21 protein-coding genes are annotated in these 19,876 nt (G+C 36.9%); 3 read left to right on the top strand and 18 right to left on the bottom strand.

Annotated elements, in window-relative coordinates:
• Positions 1-444 precede the first annotated feature (444 nt).
• Positions 445-2,337, bottom strand: a complete 1,893-nt coding sequence (locus AC1DDX_RS05080; RefSeq protein WP_172661704.1) for a S9 family peptidase — start codon at positions 2,335-2,337, stop codon at positions 445-447.
• 315 nt (positions 2,338-2,652) lie between these two features.
• Here AC1DDX_RS05080 and AC1DDX_RS05075 point away from each other — a divergent pair, with 315 nt between their 5' ends.
• Genes AC1DDX_RS05075 through rfbC form a run of 3 tightly spaced genes read left to right on the top strand, consistent with a single transcriptional unit; the run spans position 2,653 to position 5,342 of the window.
• Positions 2,653-4,461: a tetratricopeptide repeat protein gene (locus tag AC1DDX_RS05075; protein WP_288883616.1), complete on the top strand. Its 1,809-nt coding sequence runs from the start codon at positions 2,653-2,655 to the stop codon at positions 4,459-4,461.
• 15 nt (positions 4,462-4,476) lie between these two features.
• Positions 4,477-4,779, top strand: coding sequence for a DUF4286 family protein (locus AC1DDX_RS05070; protein ID WP_172661706.1), 303 nt, complete (start codon positions 4,477-4,479; stop codon positions 4,777-4,779).
• Between the two features lie 8 nt (positions 4,780-4,787).
• Positions 4,788-5,342, top strand: a complete 555-nt coding sequence (gene rfbC, locus AC1DDX_RS05065) for a dTDP-4-dehydrorhamnose 3,5-epimerase (RefSeq protein ID WP_172661707.1) — start codon at positions 4,788-4,790, stop codon at positions 5,340-5,342.
• A gap of 317 nt (positions 5,343-5,659) precedes the next feature.
• Here rfbC and AC1DDX_RS05060 read toward each other — a convergent pair whose 3' ends face one another.
• From AC1DDX_RS05060 to nrfD, 17 genes are all read right to left on the bottom strand, one after another.
• A complete protein-coding gene (locus AC1DDX_RS05060; protein WP_172661708.1) occupies positions 5,660-6,502 on the bottom strand; it encodes an OmpA/MotB family protein in 843 nt (280 codons plus the stop codon).
• Entirely contained in the window at positions 6,502-7,086 is a 585-nt protein-coding gene (locus AC1DDX_RS05055) for a DUF2461 domain-containing protein (RefSeq protein WP_477621825.1), read from the bottom strand. Before AC1DDX_RS05055 ends, AC1DDX_RS05060 begins: the two co-directional genes overlap by 1 nt.
• Positions 7,083-7,481 carry a DUF983 domain-containing protein gene (locus AC1DDX_RS05050; protein ID WP_172661710.1) on the bottom strand — a complete coding sequence of 133 codons (399 nt, stop codon included), beginning with the start codon at positions 7,479-7,481 and terminating at the stop codon, positions 7,083-7,085. Before AC1DDX_RS05050 ends, AC1DDX_RS05055 begins: the two co-directional genes overlap by 4 nt.
• Positions 7,465-7,719, bottom strand: coding sequence for a hypothetical protein (locus AC1DDX_RS05045; RefSeq protein WP_172661711.1), 255 nt, complete (start codon positions 7,717-7,719; stop codon positions 7,465-7,467). Before AC1DDX_RS05045 ends, AC1DDX_RS05050 begins: the two co-directional genes overlap by 17 nt.
• A 56-nt stretch (positions 7,720-7,775) precedes the next feature.
• Entirely contained in the window at positions 7,776-8,348 is a 573-nt protein-coding gene (locus AC1DDX_RS05040) for a DUF420 domain-containing protein (RefSeq protein ID WP_172661712.1), read from the bottom strand.
• Between the two features lie 21 nt (positions 8,349-8,369).
• Positions 8,370-9,077, bottom strand: coding sequence for an SCO family protein (locus tag AC1DDX_RS05035; RefSeq protein WP_477612050.1), 708 nt, complete (start codon positions 9,075-9,077; stop codon positions 8,370-8,372).
• Positions 9,077-9,436, bottom strand: a complete 360-nt coding sequence (locus AC1DDX_RS05030) for a cytochrome C oxidase subunit IV family protein (RefSeq protein WP_172661715.1) — start codon at positions 9,434-9,436, stop codon at positions 9,077-9,079. Before AC1DDX_RS05030 ends, AC1DDX_RS05035 begins: the two co-directional genes overlap by 1 nt.
• Before the next feature lie 20 nt (positions 9,437-9,456).
• The gene (locus AC1DDX_RS05025; protein ID WP_099440523.1) at positions 9,457-10,164 is read right to left on the bottom strand and encodes a cytochrome c oxidase subunit 3; all 708 of its coding nucleotides are present in this window, start codon (positions 10,162-10,164) and stop codon (positions 9,457-9,459) included.
• A 30-nt stretch (positions 10,165-10,194) separates the two neighbouring features.
• Positions 10,195-10,785 (bottom strand): cytochrome c oxidase subunit 3, encoded by a 591-nt coding sequence (locus tag AC1DDX_RS05020; RefSeq protein ID WP_172661716.1) that lies wholly within the window; start codon positions 10,783-10,785, stop codon positions 10,195-10,197.
• 6 nt (positions 10,786-10,791) lie between these two features.
• Entirely contained in the window at positions 10,792-11,670 is an 879-nt protein-coding gene (gene cyoE / locus AC1DDX_RS05015; RefSeq protein WP_048907755.1) for a heme o synthase, read from the bottom strand.
• Between the two features lie 11 nt (positions 11,671-11,681).
• Positions 11,682-12,746 (bottom strand): COX15/CtaA family protein, encoded by a 1,065-nt coding sequence (locus tag AC1DDX_RS05010; protein ID WP_172661717.1) that lies wholly within the window; start codon positions 12,744-12,746, stop codon positions 11,682-11,684.
• A gap of 85 nt (positions 12,747-12,831) precedes the next feature.
• Complete coding sequence (locus tag AC1DDX_RS05005) at positions 12,832-14,721, bottom strand: cytochrome c oxidase subunit I (protein ID WP_172661718.1); 1,890 nt, start codon at positions 14,719-14,721, stop codon at positions 12,832-12,834.
• Positions 14,722-14,741: 20 nt separating this feature from the next.
• Complete coding sequence (locus AC1DDX_RS05000; RefSeq protein WP_172661719.1) at positions 14,742-15,983, bottom strand: cytochrome c oxidase subunit II; 1,242 nt, start codon at positions 15,981-15,983, stop codon at positions 14,742-14,744.
• A 68-nt stretch (positions 15,984-16,051) separates the two neighbouring features.
• A complete protein-coding gene (locus tag AC1DDX_RS04995; protein WP_172661720.1) occupies positions 16,052-17,266 on the bottom strand; it encodes a quinol:cytochrome C oxidoreductase in 1,215 nt (404 codons plus the stop codon).
• Positions 17,267-17,280: 14 nt separating this feature from the next.
• Complete coding sequence (locus AC1DDX_RS04990; RefSeq protein ID WP_306413930.1) at positions 17,281-17,871, bottom strand: c-type cytochrome; 591 nt, start codon at positions 17,869-17,871, stop codon at positions 17,281-17,283.
• Complete coding sequence (locus AC1DDX_RS04985; protein WP_048907761.1) at positions 17,864-18,400, bottom strand: DUF3341 domain-containing protein; 537 nt, start codon at positions 18,398-18,400, stop codon at positions 17,864-17,866. The genes AC1DDX_RS04990 and AC1DDX_RS04985 overlap by 8 nt, the downstream gene beginning before the upstream one ends.
• Before the next feature lie 2 nt (positions 18,401-18,402).
• Positions 18,403-19,875 (bottom strand): NrfD/PsrC family molybdoenzyme membrane anchor subunit, encoded by a 1,473-nt coding sequence (gene nrfD / locus AC1DDX_RS04980; RefSeq protein ID WP_048907762.1) that lies wholly within the window; start codon positions 19,873-19,875, stop codon positions 18,403-18,405.
• Between the last annotated feature and the right edge of the window lies 1 nt (position 19,876).

Raw genomic sequence — 19,876 nt, 5'->3', positions numbered from 1 at the left:
GAGAATAGCTTAACCGAATCCATTGGAACCAAGCTTCCAAACTGATAAATACTTTTAGGGCCAAAAGAGAACTTTCCGATATTTAAACCATCAGTTACCGGGGTATTTTTAACTTCAGAATCATAAAAGATTACCTTGGATACAAAGGGATATTCCAGCAACACGGTGTCAACAAAGTTAGATGCAGTGGCCGAATCCAGATAACCATTATAATAAGAAACCTCAGGTAGTTTTTTCTGAAAGAAATCATTATATGGCCTAATGCTTTGTTCAAGTACGTTTACCTTTTCAGAAACAAATTGGTTTTCTATATACTTTGTACTAAATCTATAGGCTAATAAAAGCGACAACATAAACAGCACCAACATCAAAATGATGAAAGTGAGTATTAATGGAAAATTCTTACGATAACCGCTTTTCTTCTCTGAAGACATGAGGTTGAATTTACTTCTTTTTTAGGTTAACTTCTAAAAACGATTCAAGAGCTGTATATAGTTTTTGTCGTCCCTCATCGTTTTTACTATAGAATGGATCACCATCATTTTCCAAATAAGTCACGCTTATATTTCTCTTTTGGAGATTTTTTACGAACTGTATGGTTTCACCAGCATTTATATTCGGATCCTTGGTGTTTTGAGCAATAAACAAAGGTTTCTCTATCCTATCTACCTGAAACAAGGGAGAAGACTGGCGCATTTTATCTACGTCAGTAAGTGGATTTCCTATAACCTCATAGTACATTTGTAATTTCGGTTTTAAAAATGGTGGTATTGATTTCAAATAAGTGAATAAATTAATCACCGCAGAATTTGAAGCACCACATGCATAAGTCTTATTTTCAGAATATAAACCATTAAGTGCAATGTATCCACCAAAACCAGTTCCATATATTCCAATCCTTTTAGGATCGGCAATTTTTTTACTGATCAGCCACTTAACGCCATCATTAATGTCATGTTGTATTTTACATCCCCACTCTTTAAAACCAGCAGCCATAAAAGCTTTACCATAACCAGTAGACCCTCTGTAGTTTACTTGAAAAACAGCATACCCTCTGTTTGCAAGAAACTGCACTTCTGGATTATAACCCCAAATATCTCTTGCCACTGGCCCATCGTGAGGCAGCACTACAACCGGCAAATTCTCGGCTTTCATTTTTAAAGGTAATGTTAGATATCCCTCTATTTTCATCCCATCTCTTGAAACATAACTGACAGGTTTCATCTCGCACATTTCGTCTTCATTAATAGCTGAATTGAAATCGCTCAATTTTCGAATTTTCCCTGTTTCAGAAAAATAAAGGTAGTAGGACCCTGGATTACGATCGGTAAACGTTCTTACAATAAAAACGGTCTCTGCTTTATCCCTATCAATTATCCTTGTTTCTGTTTTAGGGAGTAATTTATCCAGATTATTGTAAATTAATTTTACCGAATCATCCAGATAATGCTTCTCTTTTTTCCAGGTTTCATAAACAACAAAAGACATTTTCTGCTTTCTCCTTGAATACTGAGCGTCAGTAATATTTATAGTCTCGTCACCAAACAAAACCTTAATCTCTTTCCCGGTCTTACAATCAAGCTCAACCAAGGCCCCTTTATCACGGTTTACATTGGAAATAGCATAAATAACGTTTAGTTTATTTTTAGCAAAAGCAATTGGTCTTAACGTATTTTTAAAGTTATTTGTTACTATCGGCTTAAATGCGTCGTTTTCGCTTTCTCTGTATAACAATGTTTCATTTACACCATCACTGCTTGTTGCCAATCGGAGTTTACCTTCAGAATCTGTGGTCCAGTCTGTAATATTTCCCGGATTTTTTGCAGCCATTTGCATTTCCCCATTACGAACATTTAAACGATAAACATCAAAAACTGTTGAGTCTCTTTTGTTAGACGAGACAAGCAGGTATTTATCGTCCATCAATTGATCATCAAGAACCTTTATTCTGCTCTTTTCGTTATTCGTTAGCTGCCGCTCATTCTTACCATCCTTATTAATAATAAATATATCAGAGAGCCTAAGCGCAGGATCCGTTTCTTTATAATAAATGAGCTCATCCTTACTTACCCAAAAATAGAAGATAATGCTCTTTTCCTTTAATTGAGTTATCTTTTTCCCCTTACCTGTCTCAATATCCTCAACATATAAATTTTGATTCTTGCCCTCTAATTTCAGATAAGACAAGTTCCTGGCATCTGGTGAAACCCTATAGCCTATCCTATTTTGCGATTTAAAAAAATCGTCGATAGGCATAACTCTCACTCCCCCCTTTTGTGTACAGGCTAAAGCAAAAAGTGATAAGAAAAGAAAAAAATATTTTTTAAATACAACCATATCATTTTTCTGCTTACAAAGCTACGGAACCCTACCAGTGTAAATCAGTTTACACCAATATTGTTACCTTAAACCCCCATTTCAATATGCTCAAAATAAATTAAATATTTAACTAATATGAATTATCAGTTCCTTAGAAACAATCTTTAAAACCCGTCAAATCAATAATTGCCTCATAACCAAAGAAAATAAATATTAAATAATAGAAAACATTCCTTGAGTAACATTTAAAATACGCTTTTATGTTTTTACCAATAGAAGGGAAATTAGAATTCAAATCATTATTTTAGGGACTCTATTGATAGTCCATCCCTGATGAAAAAATTAATTCTGATTTTATTATTCTCTTATACAAGCTTTCTTTGCTCAGCTCAAAGCAGCGTTGATGAAGGATTGGCTTTTCAATATTACCAGCAAGGCCAGTATCAGGAAGCCTCTGTTTTACTGGAGAAATTGTTCAATGCGACTAAGAATGATACTTATTTTGACCTCTGGTATACCTCCCTTATTAAGCTCAAAAAACTAGATGAGGCCGAAAAGATTGCCAAAAAACTAATTAAACAAAATCCAAAAAACTTACATTATACAATGGCTCTTGCCCGTGTTTATCAGGAAAAGGGACAAATAGATGCGGCAAATAAGGCATACTCAGAAACGCTGAACAATTTGCCGGCAGATGAGTTTAAGATAAGAGAGGTTGCTAATATATTCTATAGCTTTCAGGCATATGATCTCGCTATATCAACCTTCTTACAAGGAAGAAAGATGCTTAACAATGAAAAGATTTTCACTTACGAACTTTTAAGTATATATCGTTTTAAAAAGGATAAGAACATGCTTGTGCAGGAGTACATTAATGCACTCGCTCAAATGCCTGAATTATTGCTCCAGGCAGAAAGTGTACTCTCTTCTATTTTTGAAGACAACGCCGATTACCTTATTTTACAAGCTGCCTTGTTAAAAAAAATACAGAAGGAACCGCAAACAGAGATTTATACCAAACTTTTAATATGGCAATATCTTCAGCAGCAAGAATACGAAATGGCATTAAGGCAGCTAATAGCACAGGATAAACGAGTTAAGGATGATGGAGCTATATTATTCAATACGGCCAATACTTTTATTGCTAATCAAGCCTATACTACTGCTATAAAGGCCTTTGAGTACATTGTAAGTAAAGGCAAGGAGAATCCATATTTTTTACCCGCAAAGGTAGAAATGATAGATGCAAAATATCAGCTGGTAATCACGGGTCAATTTGATAAAAAAGCAATTACAGATCTTGCTACAGAATACGGTTCTATAATTGATGAGTATGGAAAAACTGCTCAAACAGTTTTTGCAATGAAGAAACTGGCTAACTTACAAGCATATTATCTTAACGACTTACCTAAGGCTGAAAAAACGTTAGAAGACGCATTAACTATCACCGGCCTTTCTGCAGCCGAAACAGGCCAGATGAAACTCGATCTTGGAGATATTTATATATTGACACAACAACCCTGGGAGGCTTTTTTAATTTACGAACAGGTGGCTAAGCAGTTTGAAAACCAAGCTGTAGGAAACGAAGCTCATTTCCGCTCAGCAAAACTTTCTTTTTATCAGGGCAATTTCTCCTATGCAAAATCCCAGGCAGATGTTTTAAAGGCATCAACATCTCAATTAATTGCTAATGATGCATTAAACTTGAGTTTAATGATTTCCGATAATCTTCAATCTAAGGTAGACAGCAATGCACTTAAAATGTATGCTGATGCGGAGATGCTTCAGTTTCGAAATCTTCCTGCAAAGGCTCTCATAAAACTGGACAGCATTGCAATCGCCTTCCCAAACAATAGCTTGACTGATGACATATTAATGGCAAAATCCAGAATATATATCAAAACAAATGAAATAAATAGCGCCATAAAGGTCCTTAAAGAACTTATAGACCAACAAGGAACCAGTCTTTGGGCCGACGATGCGCTATTTACATTAGCAGACCTATATGAGAAAAACCTGAAGAATAATGAAGAAGCTAAAGCATTATATCAGAAACTGATTAGTGACTATCCAGGTAGTATGTTTACCACAGAGGCCCGTAAGCGTTTTAGGAAACTTCGTGGGGATAATATTGGTACATAGTTCTATCTTTGCACCATGTTATTATACAATGTAACCACAATTATCGAAGATAACTCAGCAGATCGCTGGCTTCAATGGATGCAGGAGATCCACATTCCACAAGTAATGCAAACAGGATTATTTGTATCCAATAGGCTTCTTAAAGTAGTTGACTCTCCAAATGAAGGTGTAACATACTGTGCGCAGTATATAGCCGAAAACATGGATAATTACTTAGCCTACCAGGATAACTTTGCACCTGCTTTACTAGCCGAAGTGAATGAAAATTTTAAAAATCAGCAGGTGTCCTTTACCTCTCTGATGGAATATATCGCTTAATCCTATTTATGAATATTATAGAGACTCCCATTGCTAACCTTCTGGTTATTGAGCCCAAGGTTTGGAAAGACAACCGGGGATATTTTTACGAAAGCTACAATTCAAAGTTGTTTTCAGACGCAGGTATTGATGCTACCTTTCTACAAGACAATCAATCTTTTTCTCAGAAAGGTGCTTTACGTGGACTTCATGCTCAAAAAGCTCCATTTGAGCAAGGTAAGTTAGTAAGGGTTCTACAAGGCAGCGTTTTAGATATAGCAGTAGATATCAGAAAACAGTCTGAAACTTTTGGCCAATATTTCAGTATAGAACTTAGTGGCGATAACCATAAACAATTATGGGTTCCACCAGGATTTTTACATGGTTTTTTAACTCTTGAGGATGATACTATTTTCACCTATAAAGTAACTAATTACTATGACAAGGCTTCCGAAATTGGTGTAATATGGAATGATGCTGATATCAACATCGATTGGAGTAGTAGCATTGCAAAAGAAGATCTGATCCTCTCTGACAAAGACCTGATATTGCCCACTTTCAAAGATTTCGACAGTCCTTTTTAAAGATTGGACTTACTATCAACCCTGTAATTGTTCTGTTCGGCTTGCTAAGCCCTTTCTTTGACATCTGGGTGGCGGAGATCCATTAGGTACCTTTCATAAGGGTACAGATCTCCGATACACCTATAATACAGGTAGGTAACCCGTGTGTAACACCTGTTATTACTTAACCTGAACCGAACCATTTGTAGGGTCAGGTACAAGGAGAGACTGACTAAAATTACCTGTATTAAAAAAATATGTGCCGTAATATGCGCTCTGTGCGTTTTATGCGCAATAATACGTTTTAGGCGTTCTGTGCGTTTTCAGAATAATTGACATTATTGTTTGATCAAATCATACAACTCGTCCAATTTAGGCGAAAGAACGATCTCAATTCTACGATTCTTGCTTCTGCCCTCCGCTGTGGTATTGGCATCCAACGGCTGAAATTCGCCTTTCCCTGTTGCTGTCATACGCACACTCTCAACCTTACTAACTTCTGTCAGGTAGCGCACCACCGATGTTGATCGCAAAACACTTAAATCCCAATTGTCTTTAATTTGTCCCAGGTTAGTTATTTTTTGAGAATCTGTATGACCTTCAACAGCGATGTTAATTTCGGGCTGTTGCTTTAATACATCTGCCAGTTGACTTAAAGCTTGTTTCCCCTTCTCGTCAATAATAATACTTCCAGAAGGGAATAGCAATTTATCAGTAAGAGAAACATATACTTTACCATTTCTAATCTCCACAGTCAAACCGTTTTTAGTAAATCCTAGAAGTGCCTGCTGCAGTTTTTCCTTTAATTGATTGGTAGCCTCATCACGTTTACGTAATATCTCTTCCACTTCTTTTAAGCGTTGCTCACGTGTTTTTAAATCATTCGAAAGCTTGTTGATCTCCGTAGAACTCTTATTCTTTAGTTTAGCATAATTGCTATCCATTTCGGAATACTTGTTCTTCAGATCGTTTAATGCACTGCTTAATCCGGTAGTATCTTTTTTTAACCTTGCAATCAGACCCTCCAGATTTTCATTCTTTAATTGCGATTCTCCCCATCCTGTTTTTAATGAATCTTGTGTTGCTAGTAATGATTTATACTTTTTAGGAGACAGAACTACGCACGAACTGAATGCACTGGCAAACAGCCCAACGAATAAGAATAAGCTAATTTTTTTCATTAATGTGTTATTAATTTAGTGATCAGGAAAATTCGCGCAGCTATAAAGCTCTTAAGTTTTAGAAATTCTATTTGAGGATGATCAGTATCATAGCCTTTCGGGGCATTTTTTAACGTATCTTCCTGACTTAGCGTAAAAGTATTTTTAAAACTTTTGTTATCAATTATGCTCAGAAATTCGGAAGTATTATAATCTATCTCTTCTCTTATACTTTTTAAAACAGGAGCTTCAGGCATCCAAAATCCAGCGCCAAGGAAACATTCTCCCGGCTGTATATGAAGATAATATCCCGGACCATGTATATTGCTCCCATTTATACTAAAAGAAATCCCAAAGTTATTTTTATATGGATCTTTATTTTTACTAAAACGAACATCCCTATAAATACGTAATAGACATTTTTTTGCTGGTGTATCGATAGGAAATTCAGGGTCTACAGCTGCTAATTTGGGTATCAACTGATCAATAAATGCCAATACATTTGTTTTCGCAGTTTCATACCTACCCTTGTTTTCTGCGAACCATTCCCGGTTGTTGTTTTGAGCTACGTCTTTAATAAAAGCTAATGTTTCTGACTTAATCATGGCTTGTCGTAATAGGCGTTATACTTTATTTTTGGAGAAAGCCAATGTAATAAAATCACCCGGGAATAACGATAATTGAAAGGTGCCAAAATTAAACATCCTGTAAAGATTACAGTAAGATAAAGCCATAAAGATTCAAACTCAAGATTACCTCCTGAAAATACATAAGTAGCTATACCTAATGCAATCATCTCTGCACAATTCATAGCATAGCTCACATACATGGCCGCGTAAAAATAACCTGGCTCAATTTCAAAACGTTGACCGCAATGGCCACAAATGGTATTGGTGTGCTGTACGTTAAAGCCATAAAGACTTCCCGTAAAGATATCGCCTCTCCTGCATTGAGGGCATTTACCGTGTACGAGGGCGTATAACTTAGACGTTTTCTGCATAATTAACAGTTCTTTTGCGATATTTTATATACCACAACACGCCCATTCCTGATATTAGAAGATAAGGAATAGCCAAAAGGTACAAAATACCTGAGTTTAAACCTTTTCCCTGAGTATTACCGTTCTTTACACTTTGTTCAGCACTCACAGTACACATGGCACATTGCGCATTCACATTATTTGACGATGATACTGTGATCAGGATCATAAAGAGGAAGATAACTGCTACCTTTTTCATGTTGCAAATATAAGCAAAGAAACTGTAACACATTTTAAGAATAGTCAGAAACCAGTCTAAAAATTGTAATAAGGTGATATCATTAGGTATACTATTACCCCAGTTACAGCAACATACAGCCATACCGGATAAGCCCACCTAACAATTTTTTTGTGACGTTCCACCTGCATATTAAATCCTCTTAAAAAGCTCACAAGGATTAAGGGTAAAACAACAATAGCAAGAATAATGTGTGTAGCCAGTATAAAGAAATAGATATAACGGGTTGATCCAACTGCGGCCAATTCAATTGCCGACAATACCCCGTTATGATCAACATCTCCATACTTAGTATCTTTTTCATAGAGGTGAAAAACGATATAAAAAAGGAGGAAGATTGCCGAAAGGATAAATGTGATAACATTCGTTACTTTATGGGCCTGGATGTTTTTCTTTTTTATAAAAATTAAAGACACAATAAGGAGTATTGCACAAGTTGCATTAATGCCTCCTATTATATGTGGAAATAGATAGATGAAAGATGGTGTAGGCTCTGGAGGTGGTACTAACTTTAACGCGATAACCACAAGTAACACAACCGCTGTTACAATCCATATTAATCTTAAAAAAAACTTATCATTAAAATTCATATTCTATCTATTTGGAACTTCTTATCTTCCGTCTCTGGAGTTTCTCAACTCCTCTGCCAGCAACACTTTAATTTCATCATCCAGCTTTGTTAAGGCCTCCTGATTTGTGGCCTCATAATAGCCTCTAATGCGACGATGGCTATCAAGCAATACTAGCATATTGCTATGAATAAATTTGTTCTCAGTGCCAATCTTTTCCTGATGGGCATCTAAGGACAATCCTTTTTTTATCAATGTCGATAACTGTGTGCTATCTCCCGTTAGTAAATCCCACTTGCCTGCCTTTGCAGAAAGTGTCTTCGCATAACCTGCAAGTACATCTGGTTTATCAGTTTCAGGATCAATACTGATTCCTACAAAAGTAACTGCTTTATCATGCTGATAGGTTTCATTAAAACCTTTCATAGCCCTAGTTGTCGCTCCAGCACCATTCGCATCTCCTTTGGTATAAAACAGACTTAATATTAAAATGTTACTTCCATATTTACTCAAACTAACAGAATCTCCATTCTGGTTGATCAGCTTAAAATCATTTACTACATGGTAAATCGTATCGGGAATCTGTGTCCCTCTAACCGAGTGAAATGTAGCAGCAACTTCTTTATGTCCAAAAATAGGAAGCGGTCTGTATCTGTTTTTGCCTTTTTCCTGGAGTAAATAATACAAAAATCCTGGTACCGCTAATATGGTGACCAGGATTAATATTTTTTTTATTGGAGTACCCTTCATTAAACTAAAGGCATATGTAGGTGTAAGTAGCCGCCTTCAATTAACATCAAAACAATAAAGTAAAAGATAAAAACAAAAACGACGGTTAAAGAAACCTGAAGCCCTACCTTCTCATATTTAAGGTGCATAAAGTACGCAACGATATAGAATGCTTTTAATAAAGTTAAGGCAATGTAAACGAAGTTACCTATATGCTGAGGCATGTGGCCACCTGGTATAAGAACCAAAGCAATAATAAACTCAATTACCGTGATTGCAAGCAGGATACCAAATACCTGCCAAATTTTCTTTTTATCTAACCCAGCATGTTCACCATGTGCATGCTCGTCGTGAGAGTGGTCTGTATGTATTTCTGACATAATATTTTAATTGAGAAAGATTAAACTAAATAGAAGAATGTAAACACGAATACCCAGACAAGGTCTACAAAGTGCCAGTATAAACCAACTTTTTCAACCATTAAGTAATGTCCGCGTTTTTCAAAAGTACCATTAATAGTCATGCATAAGATGATGATGTTAATGATCACTCCGCTAAATACGTGGAATCCGTGGAATCCTGTTATTGTAAAGAATAGATTTGAGAACTGAAGTGCAGATACTGTAGATACCTCACCGGTAAACAAATGATGTAGCGTTTCCATGGTTGGAATCTTTCCCCAGCCAAACCCTTCATGGAACAAATGTGTCCATTCTGCAGCCTGACAACCCAGGAACATTAAACCACCTATAATAGTAGCAATCATCCACCACACTACTTCCTTCTTAGAGCGTCTGTGACCAGCCTCTACCGCAAGTACCATAGTTACCGAGCTCATGATCAAAATAAACGTCATAATACCCACAAATACAAGTGGAGCACCACTATCGGTTATGCCTGGAATAGATTGGAAAACCAAATCCGGATCTGGCCATGTAAATTTACTGAAGCGCTGCGCTCCGTAATAGATCAATAATGACGAAAATGTGAATGCATCAGAAACCAGAAAAAACCACATCATTATTTTGCCGTACTCTACTGACCACGGCGAGCGGCCCCCACTCCATGGAGTAGTTTTTACCTGATCTAATTGTGATAATGAACTCATTTTGTAAATAGTAATAGTTTGTTAAAAAATCTAACTGTTCAAAAGTAAAAAAACATACAGATATATCCATAATATATCTATAAAATGCCAAAATATAGAAGCAATTTCCATCCGGTACTTGCGTGTTTCTATCGGCATTTCTTTATAAGCCCCAATTAGGGCATTCAATACAATACATAAACCTGCAAAAATGTGCAGTAAGTGGAAACCAGAAACCACATAAATAACAGAAATAGCAGCATTATTATTTACCATTGCTGCTCCGCTATGGTATAAGCTCGACCATGCTTCTACCTGCAGGTAACCAAATACTAATCCAAGGGCAATAGTAAACCACAAGAACAATCTCTGCTTTTGAATCTGCCCGTTCCTTAGCGCTCTTGATGCCAGGAATAAACAGATACTGCTACCTACTAATGCAGCTGTACTATACATGAAAACATCAGGCAGTACCAAACCGTGGCCTTTACCTTTTGAGGCTGCAAAAACAATGTAATAACTTGTCCAACCTCCAAACATAATAGTTGAGGAAACCACAAACAACCAGATAACAAACTTCTTAGGTTTAGTATCTATAGGTGCTGCAGACTTCATATCCTCTTTATTTAATGTGTGTACCATCTTAAATTATTTAGCTATAAAATCAAAAAATAAAATCACCTGCACTAATGGAAGATAGAAGAAGGAACAAAACATTACCTTCCTTGCACTTGCCAAATCCATATTAACCCACATTTTAAATGCCAGCCATGCAAACACCAATCCCGCAATTAGTGACACTCCAGCTATATAATAGCCACCAAATCCATAGAATGTTGGCAACAAGCTAACCGGAATTAATATTAAGGTGCTGATAAATGTTATAAATGCACTTGCCTTATCTCTTTTAGTAGTAGGCAACAATCTAAATCCGGCCTTCTTGTAATCATCATCAAGTACCCATGCGATAGACCAGAAATGAGGAAACTGCCATACAAACTGTACAAGGAAAAGTATTACTGCAATTTCATCTATCTTTCCGTGAGCTGCCACGTAACCAATTAGTGGGGGCAAAGCTCCCGGAATGGCCCCAACAAATACTGCGATAGGTGATTTGCGCTTTAAAGGGGTGTAAGCAAAAGCATATAAAAATATCGAGAATACGGATAACAATCCTGTTTCGATATTTAATTTCCCTAATAACCACGTGCCAAGCATTCCCATTACTAACCCCGATACCAAACCCTGGCCAGTGGTCATATGTCCGGCAGGCATTGGACGGTCCTTGGTTCTGGTCATTAACTTGTCCAGATCAACCTCTATTACCTCATTGAAACAATTGGCTGCAGAGGTAACCAGGAAGCCCCCAGCTATTAAAATAAGCCATTTGGTCCAGTCTATTCCAGGAACCACTCCAGCGATTTCTACCTGCGACCCAATTAAAAAGGTAACTGATGCAGAAAACACTACCAGAAAGGTAAGTCTGAATTTAATGAGCTTAGAAAAATCTGTTAAAAACTGTTTCAAATTATATATTATTAATGCTCTTGATTGTAAGTATCTGTTTTGTAAACTAACAAGAACAGATAGTATTGCAGACTAAATAGTAAGGTTGAAAATAAAATGTGTAATGCCTGAGCGTAAGGAGGCAATGCAAAGTTCGACAATATTAATCCAGTTACTATCTGAATAATCAAAACTACTGCTATGGAATTGGCTACCATTAAAGCGGTAGCTTTACCATTAAACCTATCTTTAACAAGCTTGTATATAATGATGTTCAATATAAGCACAACCATAGCTGAGTCTCTATGATAAGAAAAAATCTTGCCTACTCTGGTTAACCAGCTTTCGCGGTCATTATACATTAAAGCTTTTGAAACAGCATCAACAGCCTCTCTTACTTCGGTTCCTAAAACAATTTGCAGCACACTTACCACTATAGCTAAAAAGATTAAAACCTTTAACCATACTACCTTAGCCATAACTATGGTTACTGCCTTATGCATCTGCTGTGCGTAGTTATAGGTATAAACCAATATGGCCAGAATTACTAAAGCCAATAACATGTGTACCGTAACAATCCATGGAACCAGATTGGTTGACACAACAATTGAACCTAACCATGCCTGAAAGGCGACCACTACCAGATTCACCCAGCTTAAAACTACTATACGTTTGGCTGTTTTACGATAGGTAAAAGAATAGATAACTAATCCAACTAATAAAAACCCGGTTGCAGCCCCCATCAAACGATTTAAATATTCCGTCCAGGTTTTTGCTACATTAAAAGTCTCTGGTTGTAAGATAGATTCATCATGTCTTATGCTATCTGCAAGATGTCCTTTACCTAACTTATCAAGTGTTTTAGCAAAACGTTCATTCTTTACAACACGTTCAGCTACATACTTTTCTTTGTAGTCTGCAGGTAGTTGCGAAGCCGAGGTTGGAGGAACATATTGATCAAAACACTTTGGCCAATCCGGACATCCCATACCAGAACCTGTACTACGTACTATCCCCCCTGCCAAGATTAGCAATAAGGTTACAACTATCGTTATAAGGTTTAGCCTGATAAATCTCTTCTCAGATTTAGGAACCATGGTGTGTATTAGATTTAAAAAAAATGAGGTATCTGTTGTAAGTATTTACCTACTGCAGATACCCCATCATATTATAAACTATATGCTAGTCTAATTTTGTTCTGCCTGCAGCTTCTTCTTTCTCTTCCCACTCTCTCTGTATACGCTCAGCTTCAGCGTTTCCTTCAAAATCATGTGGCATATTAGAGCTCATAGTTTGAGAGAAAGGCACAGTTTGAGGAATAAAGTCTTCCTCGGCACCTGGCTTGCTATAGTCATATGGCCAACGGTAAACAGTTGGAATCTCACCTGGCCAGTTACCATGTAAACGTTCTACAGGAGTAGTCCACTCTAATGTATTCGCACCCCAAGGGTTTTGAGATGATACTTTGCCTTTGAAAATAGAATAGAAGAAGTTAAATAAGAATGCAACTTGAGCCATTGCAGCAATAATTGCAGACCATGTAACCAAAATGTTTACAGTAACCCATTTCTGCATAAACTCAAACTCAGTAAATGCATAGTAACGACGAGGAACCCCATCAAGACCTAAGAAGTGTAGTGGGAAGAACACTAAATAAGCACAAATAAATGTGATCCAGAAGTGTAAATAACCAAGTTTACTGCTCATTAATCTTCCGAACATTTTAGGGAAGTAATGATAAACACCTGCAAGCATACCAAATATTGCAGCAGACCCCATTACAAGGTGGAAGTGAGCAATAACGAAGTAAGTATCATGCAAGTTAATATCTAAAGATGCATTACCTAAGAATATACCAGTTAAACCACCTGAGATAAAGAATGATACCATACCAATAGCAAACAGCATAGCTGGAGTAAATCTGATATTACCTCTCCATAGTGTAGCTAACCAGTTGAATGTTTTAACTGCCGAAGGAACAGCAATAATCAAAGTAGTGATCATAAACACACCACCCAATAATGGGTTCATACCCGTTACAAACATGTGGTGACCCCAAACGATGAATGATAAGATGGTAATACCGATTAGTGAATAAATCATTGCATGGTAACCGAAAATTGGCTTTCTTGAATTCACAGACATAATCTCTGAAGACAATCCCATTGCAGGCATGATTACAATATATACCTCAGGGTGACCCAGGAACCAGAATAAGTGTTGCCATAAGATTGGTGATCCACCTTCGTTTGGCAATACTTGAGTACCCATAACAATATCAGAAAGATAGAAACTTGTTCCAAAGCTACGGTCAAACACTAACAATACAACACCTGCAACTAATACAGGGAAAGATAAGATACCTAAAACAGCTGTTAAGAAAAATGCCCAGATTGTTAATGGCATTTTCCACAAATCCATTCCCTTAGTACGCATGTTTAAGATAGTACTTACATAGTTGATACCACCCATTAAAGATGATGCAACGAAAAGTACCATACTGATCAACCATAAAGTCATGCCTAAACCAGAACCACTAATTGCAGTTGGTAATGCAGATAGTGGCGGATAAACCGTCCATCCCGCACTTGCCGGTCCTGTTTGTATAAAGAATGAACTCATCATGATCACACACGCAGTAAAGAAGAACCAGTATGAAAGCATGTTAAGGAATGGCGATGCCATATCCCTTGCCCCAATTTGAAGAGGGATCAATAAGTTACTAAAAGTACCGCTCAAACCAGCTGTTAATACAAAGAATACCATGATGGTACCATGTATGGTAACTAATGCAAGATAAAAGTCGGGTTTTATCCTCCCACCTTCAGCCCATTTACCTAAAAATGTCTCTAAAAGAGGAAAACTTTTATCTGGCCATGCTAATTGTATACGGAACAATATAGATAAGCCCATTGCTATAACAGCCATGATAATACCAGTTATCAAAAACTGTTTAGCGATCATCTTGTGATCCTGACTAAAGACGTACTTCGTTAAAAAAGTCTCTTTGTGATGACCATGATCATCATGGCTATCGTGGTTATGTGTATCGTGTAATGATATAGTTGACATAATGTGCTATTCCAGTATTGTTATTTTTTTAAAGCTATTTGATTCGTTTTAACTGCAGAAGTATCTTTTGCAGCTGTATCAGCAGGAGCTGCAGCAGCTGGTTCACTTGCAGGAGCCGAAGCTACAGGCAAATTAAATTGCTTCCTTAAATCATCAGTTAGGTATGTTGGCAATTCAGCAACCCATGCGTCATACTCGGCTTGTGAAACAACTTTAACCTCTCTCTGCATTTTGTAGTGACCATCACCACAAATCTTATTACATAAGAACAAATATTTAAACTTAGGATCATTTGTTTTAGCTTTCATCTCCTCAGTAGTAATTGTAGGAGTGAATTCAAAATATGACGTCATACCTGGTACAGTATTCAACTGAACTCTAAAATGTGGCATATAAAAACTGTGGATCACATCTTTACTGGTAAGAATCAAACGAACCGGCTTATTAACTGGAATAACCATTACTTCTGCAAGTTGATCATCCAATGTCTTTTTATCTTTAAAATCAATACCCAAAGCGTTGTCTGAAGTAATTAATTTATAGTTTTTAAGTCCTACCACACCGTCGGCACCTGCGTAACGAATTGCCCAGGCAAACTGAGATGAAGTTATCTCAATACTGATAGGCTTGTTATTAGGATCTTCAACTTTATAGAATATAGATCTCCAGGTAAGGAATCCCATAAGTACAAGAACTGTTAGAACTAACGCCGGAATGATTGTCCAGATACGCTCAATGGTATTGTTATGAGGATAGTAATAAGCTTTTCTTTTTCCGCTGTGTTTGTAGAAATAAGCAAAAGCAAATAGAAGTATGTGTGTAACAATGAAAACGATGGTGGTAAGAATCAATGTAATATTAAACATCTGATCTATCTTTTTACCATGCTCAGAAGCAGCCTCAGGTAAGATCATGTTACCATGAACCGTATATTCCCAATATACACCATATAAACCTACTATAAGGAATAAGGCGAATAAACCTCCGTTTATTGCATCCCAGTTAATTCCTTTTGGTTTATCCTGTGCCTCACGGGTCAATTCATAAACCTTTAATGCCTTACCAACTATTGCTACAAATAAGCAAACCAGTAAAAATGCAAGAACATAGAACGTCGCGGTTTTATAAACCGGCCCCATATCAACAGGTTTCTCTGCTGTTGCAGCGGCAGCCTGCGCAAACGCGCTTGTATTTGCAAATGCAGTTACAATCACTGCTAGTGCCGCTATTGTTTTATTACTTATTAATTTTCTTAGACTCATTTTCTTAAAAGTAGTAACACTGTACTTCTATTATACTATTATTTATTATATCCTATCCAGATCACCTATTATAAATGGTGATTTAAACTTTCTTGTAAAAATGGATGGTTCTTTGCGATCAAAGGTTTTTTACTTAATCCATTTAAAACGGTAAAGGTAAACAAACCTACAAAACCTATCGCTGTACCAATTTCAATGATACCAAAACCATGGTGCTCTTCTACAGTTCCAGGCATGATCATTTGGTAATAATCAACCCAGTGACCACATAATACAATGATCGACACTGTAAGTAAAATATTTTCTTGTCTTTTATTATCTCTGTCCATCAACAGCAATAATGGCGCAAGGAAGTTTAAAATTAAATTCAGGTAGAACCAAAACTCATAGTTATCAAATCTTTTGTAAAAATATACAGTCTCCTCAGGCATGTTTGCATAGTAGATAAGCAAAAACTGAGCGAACCATACGTAAGTCCAGAAGATAGAGAAACCAAAGATAAACTGACCTAAGTTGTGTAAATGACTGTTGTTTACCCAAGCCATGTAACCTGATTTCCTTAACAAGATAAGGATAATGGCAATAGTAGCTAAACTGCTAACCCACATTGCTGCGAAGTTATACCAGCCAAACATAGTAGAGAACCAGTGTGCCTCAAGTGACATTACAGTATCAAAAGCAAATATTGGGGTAGTAAATCCATAGATTACAAGAAATACACAAGAATACTTAAAGCTCTTTCTGTAAGAATTTAAGCCCCCTTCTAAATCTTCATTATTAGATAATCTGGCAAGTAATAATGCAAAAAAACTATATACTCCCAGGAAGATTACCTGACGAGCCATAAAGAAAGGCACATTTAAAAATGCTGATTTACCTTGTATTAATTTATCAAAGTTTTCGCTGTTAGGATCTGTTAACCCCGGAGCGTTCCAGTGATGATATAAATTGTGAGTATATAAACCTGCAGCCATAACAGCAATTAAAATAACTACCGCAATTGGTAGTGCTTTAGCCATTGCCTCAGGTACACGTAGTATAGAAGCAGACCAACCTGCTTGTGCTACAAATTGAACAGCTAAAAAGAATGCGCCCGACATGCAGACACAAGCGAAGTAATAAGCCATTAATAACAGGTTAGCAAAAGTACGCTCGTGAAGCGCCTCAGCCGAAAAGCCATAGCCTATAGCCAATAATCCTATTACTATAGCGATTATGCTTAGGTTTTTTGCTTTACCTGTAAACTCAAACTGCTCAGTTAAATTATAATTATGAGTTCCCATTTATTTCTTCTTTTCTATTTTGCTTTTTGTAATTGTTGTACATAAAGTACTACTTTCCATCTCTCTTCTGGTGATAATTGAGATGCGTATGAACCCATCATGTTAACACCATATTTAATTGTATGATAAATCTTACCTGCGGATAGATCTTTCATTAAACCGCCCCTTGAAGAGGTTTTCTCAGGATCATGAAATGATGGAACACCATTAATTTTTTCCAATTTAACAAGGTGACCTTGTCCATCACCTTCTTTACCATGGCAAGGTGAGCAAAATGCATTAAATAAATGCTGACCTTGTAAAAGATTCTGTTCGGTTAATGGTAAACTGTTTATCAATTTAACACCAGCTTCTTCATAACCTTCTTTTGTATTTGGATAAACATCTTCCTCAACAAATCCAACCGGAGCGGTATGTTTCGGTGGAGTTTGTGCGGTTTGTCCATTTGCAAAGTTCTTATTTGCCTGATCCGGGTTATAAGCAATCGGATCATACATATTCCTTGCGTATTCTAAACCCGTACTACGTTTATCTCTGCATGCTGAAAAAATAACAGCAGTGGCAAGAATACAAAACGAGGTTAAAACTACTTTATTCCTATTCATAGCTAACATACTTCCTTTCATTATACTTTACTTCTAAAGCACCAGCTTCTTTTAATAAATCATCTATCTTACTGTGCTCAGCATTTTCTTTTGCATCAATAGCAATAATAAACCTGTCATTTGTTGCTCTTAAATCCATTACTCTTGGAGCTCTTCCCGGAAACAAATGGGTTGAAGCATAGTAAGAACCAACCAGACCAAAAGCACAAAATAAGATGGTAAGCTCAAACGTAATTGGAATAAAATCCGGTAATGCGAAATGCGGTTTACCACCAATGTTAATTGGCCAATCATACGCTGCAGCAAAGTACACAAATGACAACATGGTCATTGTACCAGTAATTCCAAAAAAGAAAGCTGCTATATCCAACCTTGAACGTTTAACACCAAGCTTTGCCTCAATACCGTGGATTGGCATAGGTGTATAAACATCATGTATCTTAATGTTATTATCCTGCAATTTTTGAATTCCATGCATCATTTCATCAGGATCACCAAAACTGCCTAAAATATATTTGATATTATTCATTGTTATATTTTTGCGTAATCTTCTTGTTTAACACTATCAAATTTCTCTAAAGACTCAATGTATTCTGCTACATGTTCTTTTTCAAGATGTCCTTCTTTAATCTGCTCCAGTTTAGCTTGCTCACTTGCACTCTTAAGTAATAGTTTTACCTCTGCTATAGCAATAGAAGGCAATACTCTTAAGAACAATAAGAACAACGTAAAGAACACACCTATTGATCCTACGAACACACTTACGTCAACCCAAGATGGATAGAACATAGCCCAGCTCGATGGTAGGTAATCACGGTGTAATGAAGTTACAATGATTACGAAACGCTCAAACCACATACCTATATTTACTACAATAGATAAGATCCAGGTAGCTGCAATACTGGTACGGATCTTTTTGAACCATAACAACTGCGGAGAAATCACGTTACATGTCATCATCATCCAGTATGCCCACCAGTAAGGTCCTGTTGAACGGTTGATGAAAGCATATTGCTCATATTCAGAACCTGAATACCAGGCAATGAAGAATTCTGTTAAGTAAGCAACACCTACGATAGATCCGGTTAAGATAATGATTTTATTCATCGACTCAATGTGGAACATGGTGATGTAGTTCTCAAGACCTAATACTTTACGTGCAACCAATAATAAGGTTAACACCATTGCAAATCCTGAGAAGATCGCCCCTGCCACGAAATAAGGAGGGAAGATTGTAGTGTGCCATCCTGGAATTACCGAAGTTGCAAAGTCCATAGATACAATCGTGTGTACCGAAAGTACCAGAGGTGTAGAGATACCAGCTAAGATGATAGATACAGCCTCAAATCGTTGCCATGTCTTAACGTTTCCAGCCCATCCGAATGACATGATTGAATAAACTTTACGTCTTAATCCGGTTGCACGGTCACGAATAGTCGCGATATCAGGTAAAAGACCTGTATACCAGAATAAAAGCGATACCGAGAAATAAGTAGAGATCGCAAACATATCCCAAACTAGTGGAGAGTTAAAGTTAACCCAAAGTGATCCGAACTGATTTGGTAAAGGAAGTACCCAATATGCTAACCATGGTCTACCCATGTGAGATACAACATATGTAGCCGCACAAATAACGGCAAATATGGTCATCGCCTCAGCAGAGCGGTTAATAGAGTTACGCCAGTTCTGACGGAAAAGTAATAATACCGCCGAAATCAACGTTCCTGCGTGACCAATACCTACCCACCATACGAAACCGGTAATATCCCAGGCCCATCCTACTGTTTTATTTAAACCCCATGCTCCGATACCGAACCAAAAGGTATACCCCACAGCTACTACCCAAAGGGTAGCACCGCAAAGTGCAATTATAAATCCAATCCACCATGCCCTGTTAGGCTTATTCTCAACTGGCATTAAAATATCGTCCGTAATTTTTGCATACGTGATATTCTTGCCGGTGATTAATGGTTCTCTTAATATTGATTCGTTATGTCCTGACATA

This window comes from Pedobacter sp. 10L46_2 (genome assembly GCF_056395165.1).
This window is presented reverse-complemented; position numbering and strand designations above follow the sequence as displayed.

What these genes read in the sequence shown, in the direction of transcription:
- AC1DDX_RS05035 (WP_477612050.1), bottom strand. Translation starts at nt 9,077, where the DNA reads ATGAAGGGTACTCCAATAAAAAAAATATTAATCCTGGTCACCATATTA.
- AC1DDX_RS05010 (WP_172661717.1), bottom strand. Translation starts at nt 12,746, where the DNA reads ATGGTTCCTAAATCTGAGAAGAGATTTATCAGGCTAAACCTTATAACG.
- AC1DDX_RS05030 (WP_172661715.1), bottom strand. Translation starts at nt 9,436, where the DNA reads ATGTCAGAAATACATACAGACCACTCTCACGACGAGCATGCACATGGT.
- AC1DDX_RS05055 (WP_477621825.1), bottom strand. Translation starts at nt 7,086, where the DNA reads ATGATTAAGTCAGAAACATTAGCTTTTATTAAAGACGTAGCTCAAAAC.
- AC1DDX_RS05040 (WP_172661712.1), bottom strand. Translation starts at nt 8,348, where the DNA reads ATGAATTTTAATGATAAGTTTTTTTTAAGATTAATATGGATTGTAACA.
- AC1DDX_RS05060 (WP_172661708.1), bottom strand. Translation starts at nt 6,502, where the DNA reads ATGAAAAAAATTAGCTTATTCTTATTCGTTGGGCTGTTTGCCAGTGCA.
- AC1DDX_RS05045 (WP_172661711.1), bottom strand. Translation starts at nt 7,719, where the DNA reads ATGAAAAAGGTAGCAGTTATCTTCCTCTTTATGATCCTGATCACAGTA.
- AC1DDX_RS05005 (WP_172661718.1), bottom strand. Translation starts at nt 14,721, where the DNA reads ATGTCAACTATATCATTACACGATACACATAACCACGATAGCCATGAT.
- AC1DDX_RS05020 (WP_172661716.1), bottom strand. Translation starts at nt 10,785, where the DNA reads ATGGTACACACATTAAATAAAGAGGATATGAAGTCTGCAGCACCTATA.
- AC1DDX_RS05075 (WP_288883616.1), top strand. Translation starts at nt 2,653, where the DNA reads ATGAAAAAATTAATTCTGATTTTATTATTCTCTTATACAAGCTTTCTT.
- AC1DDX_RS05025 (WP_099440523.1), bottom strand. Translation starts at nt 10,164, where the DNA reads ATGAGTTCATTATCACAATTAGATCAGGTAAAAACTACTCCATGGAGT.
- AC1DDX_RS04995 (WP_172661720.1), bottom strand. Translation starts at nt 17,266, where the DNA reads ATGGGAACTCATAATTATAATTTAACTGAGCAGTTTGAGTTTACAGGT.
- rfbC (WP_172661707.1), top strand. Translation starts at nt 4,788, where the DNA reads ATGAATATTATAGAGACTCCCATTGCTAACCTTCTGGTTATTGAGCCC.
- AC1DDX_RS05070 (WP_172661706.1), top strand. Translation starts at nt 4,477, where the DNA reads ATGTTATTATACAATGTAACCACAATTATCGAAGATAACTCAGCAGAT.
- nrfD (WP_048907762.1), bottom strand. Translation starts at nt 19,875, where the DNA reads ATGTCAGGACATAACGAATCAATATTAAGAGAACCATTAATCACCGGC.
- AC1DDX_RS04990 (WP_306413930.1), bottom strand. Translation starts at nt 17,871, where the DNA reads ATGAATAGGAATAAAGTAGTTTTAACCTCGTTTTGTATTCTTGCCACT.
- AC1DDX_RS05050 (WP_172661710.1), bottom strand. Translation starts at nt 7,481, where the DNA reads ATGCAGAAAACGTCTAAGTTATACGCCCTCGTACACGGTAAATGCCCT.
- AC1DDX_RS05000 (WP_172661719.1), bottom strand. Translation starts at nt 15,983, where the DNA reads ATGAGTCTAAGAAAATTAATAAGTAATAAAACAATAGCGGCACTAGCA.
- AC1DDX_RS05080 (WP_172661704.1), bottom strand. Translation starts at nt 2,337, where the DNA reads ATGGTTGTATTTAAAAAATATTTTTTTCTTTTCTTATCACTTTTTGCT.
- AC1DDX_RS04985 (WP_048907761.1), bottom strand. Translation starts at nt 18,400, where the DNA reads ATGAATAATATCAAATATATTTTAGGCAGTTTTGGTGATCCTGATGAA.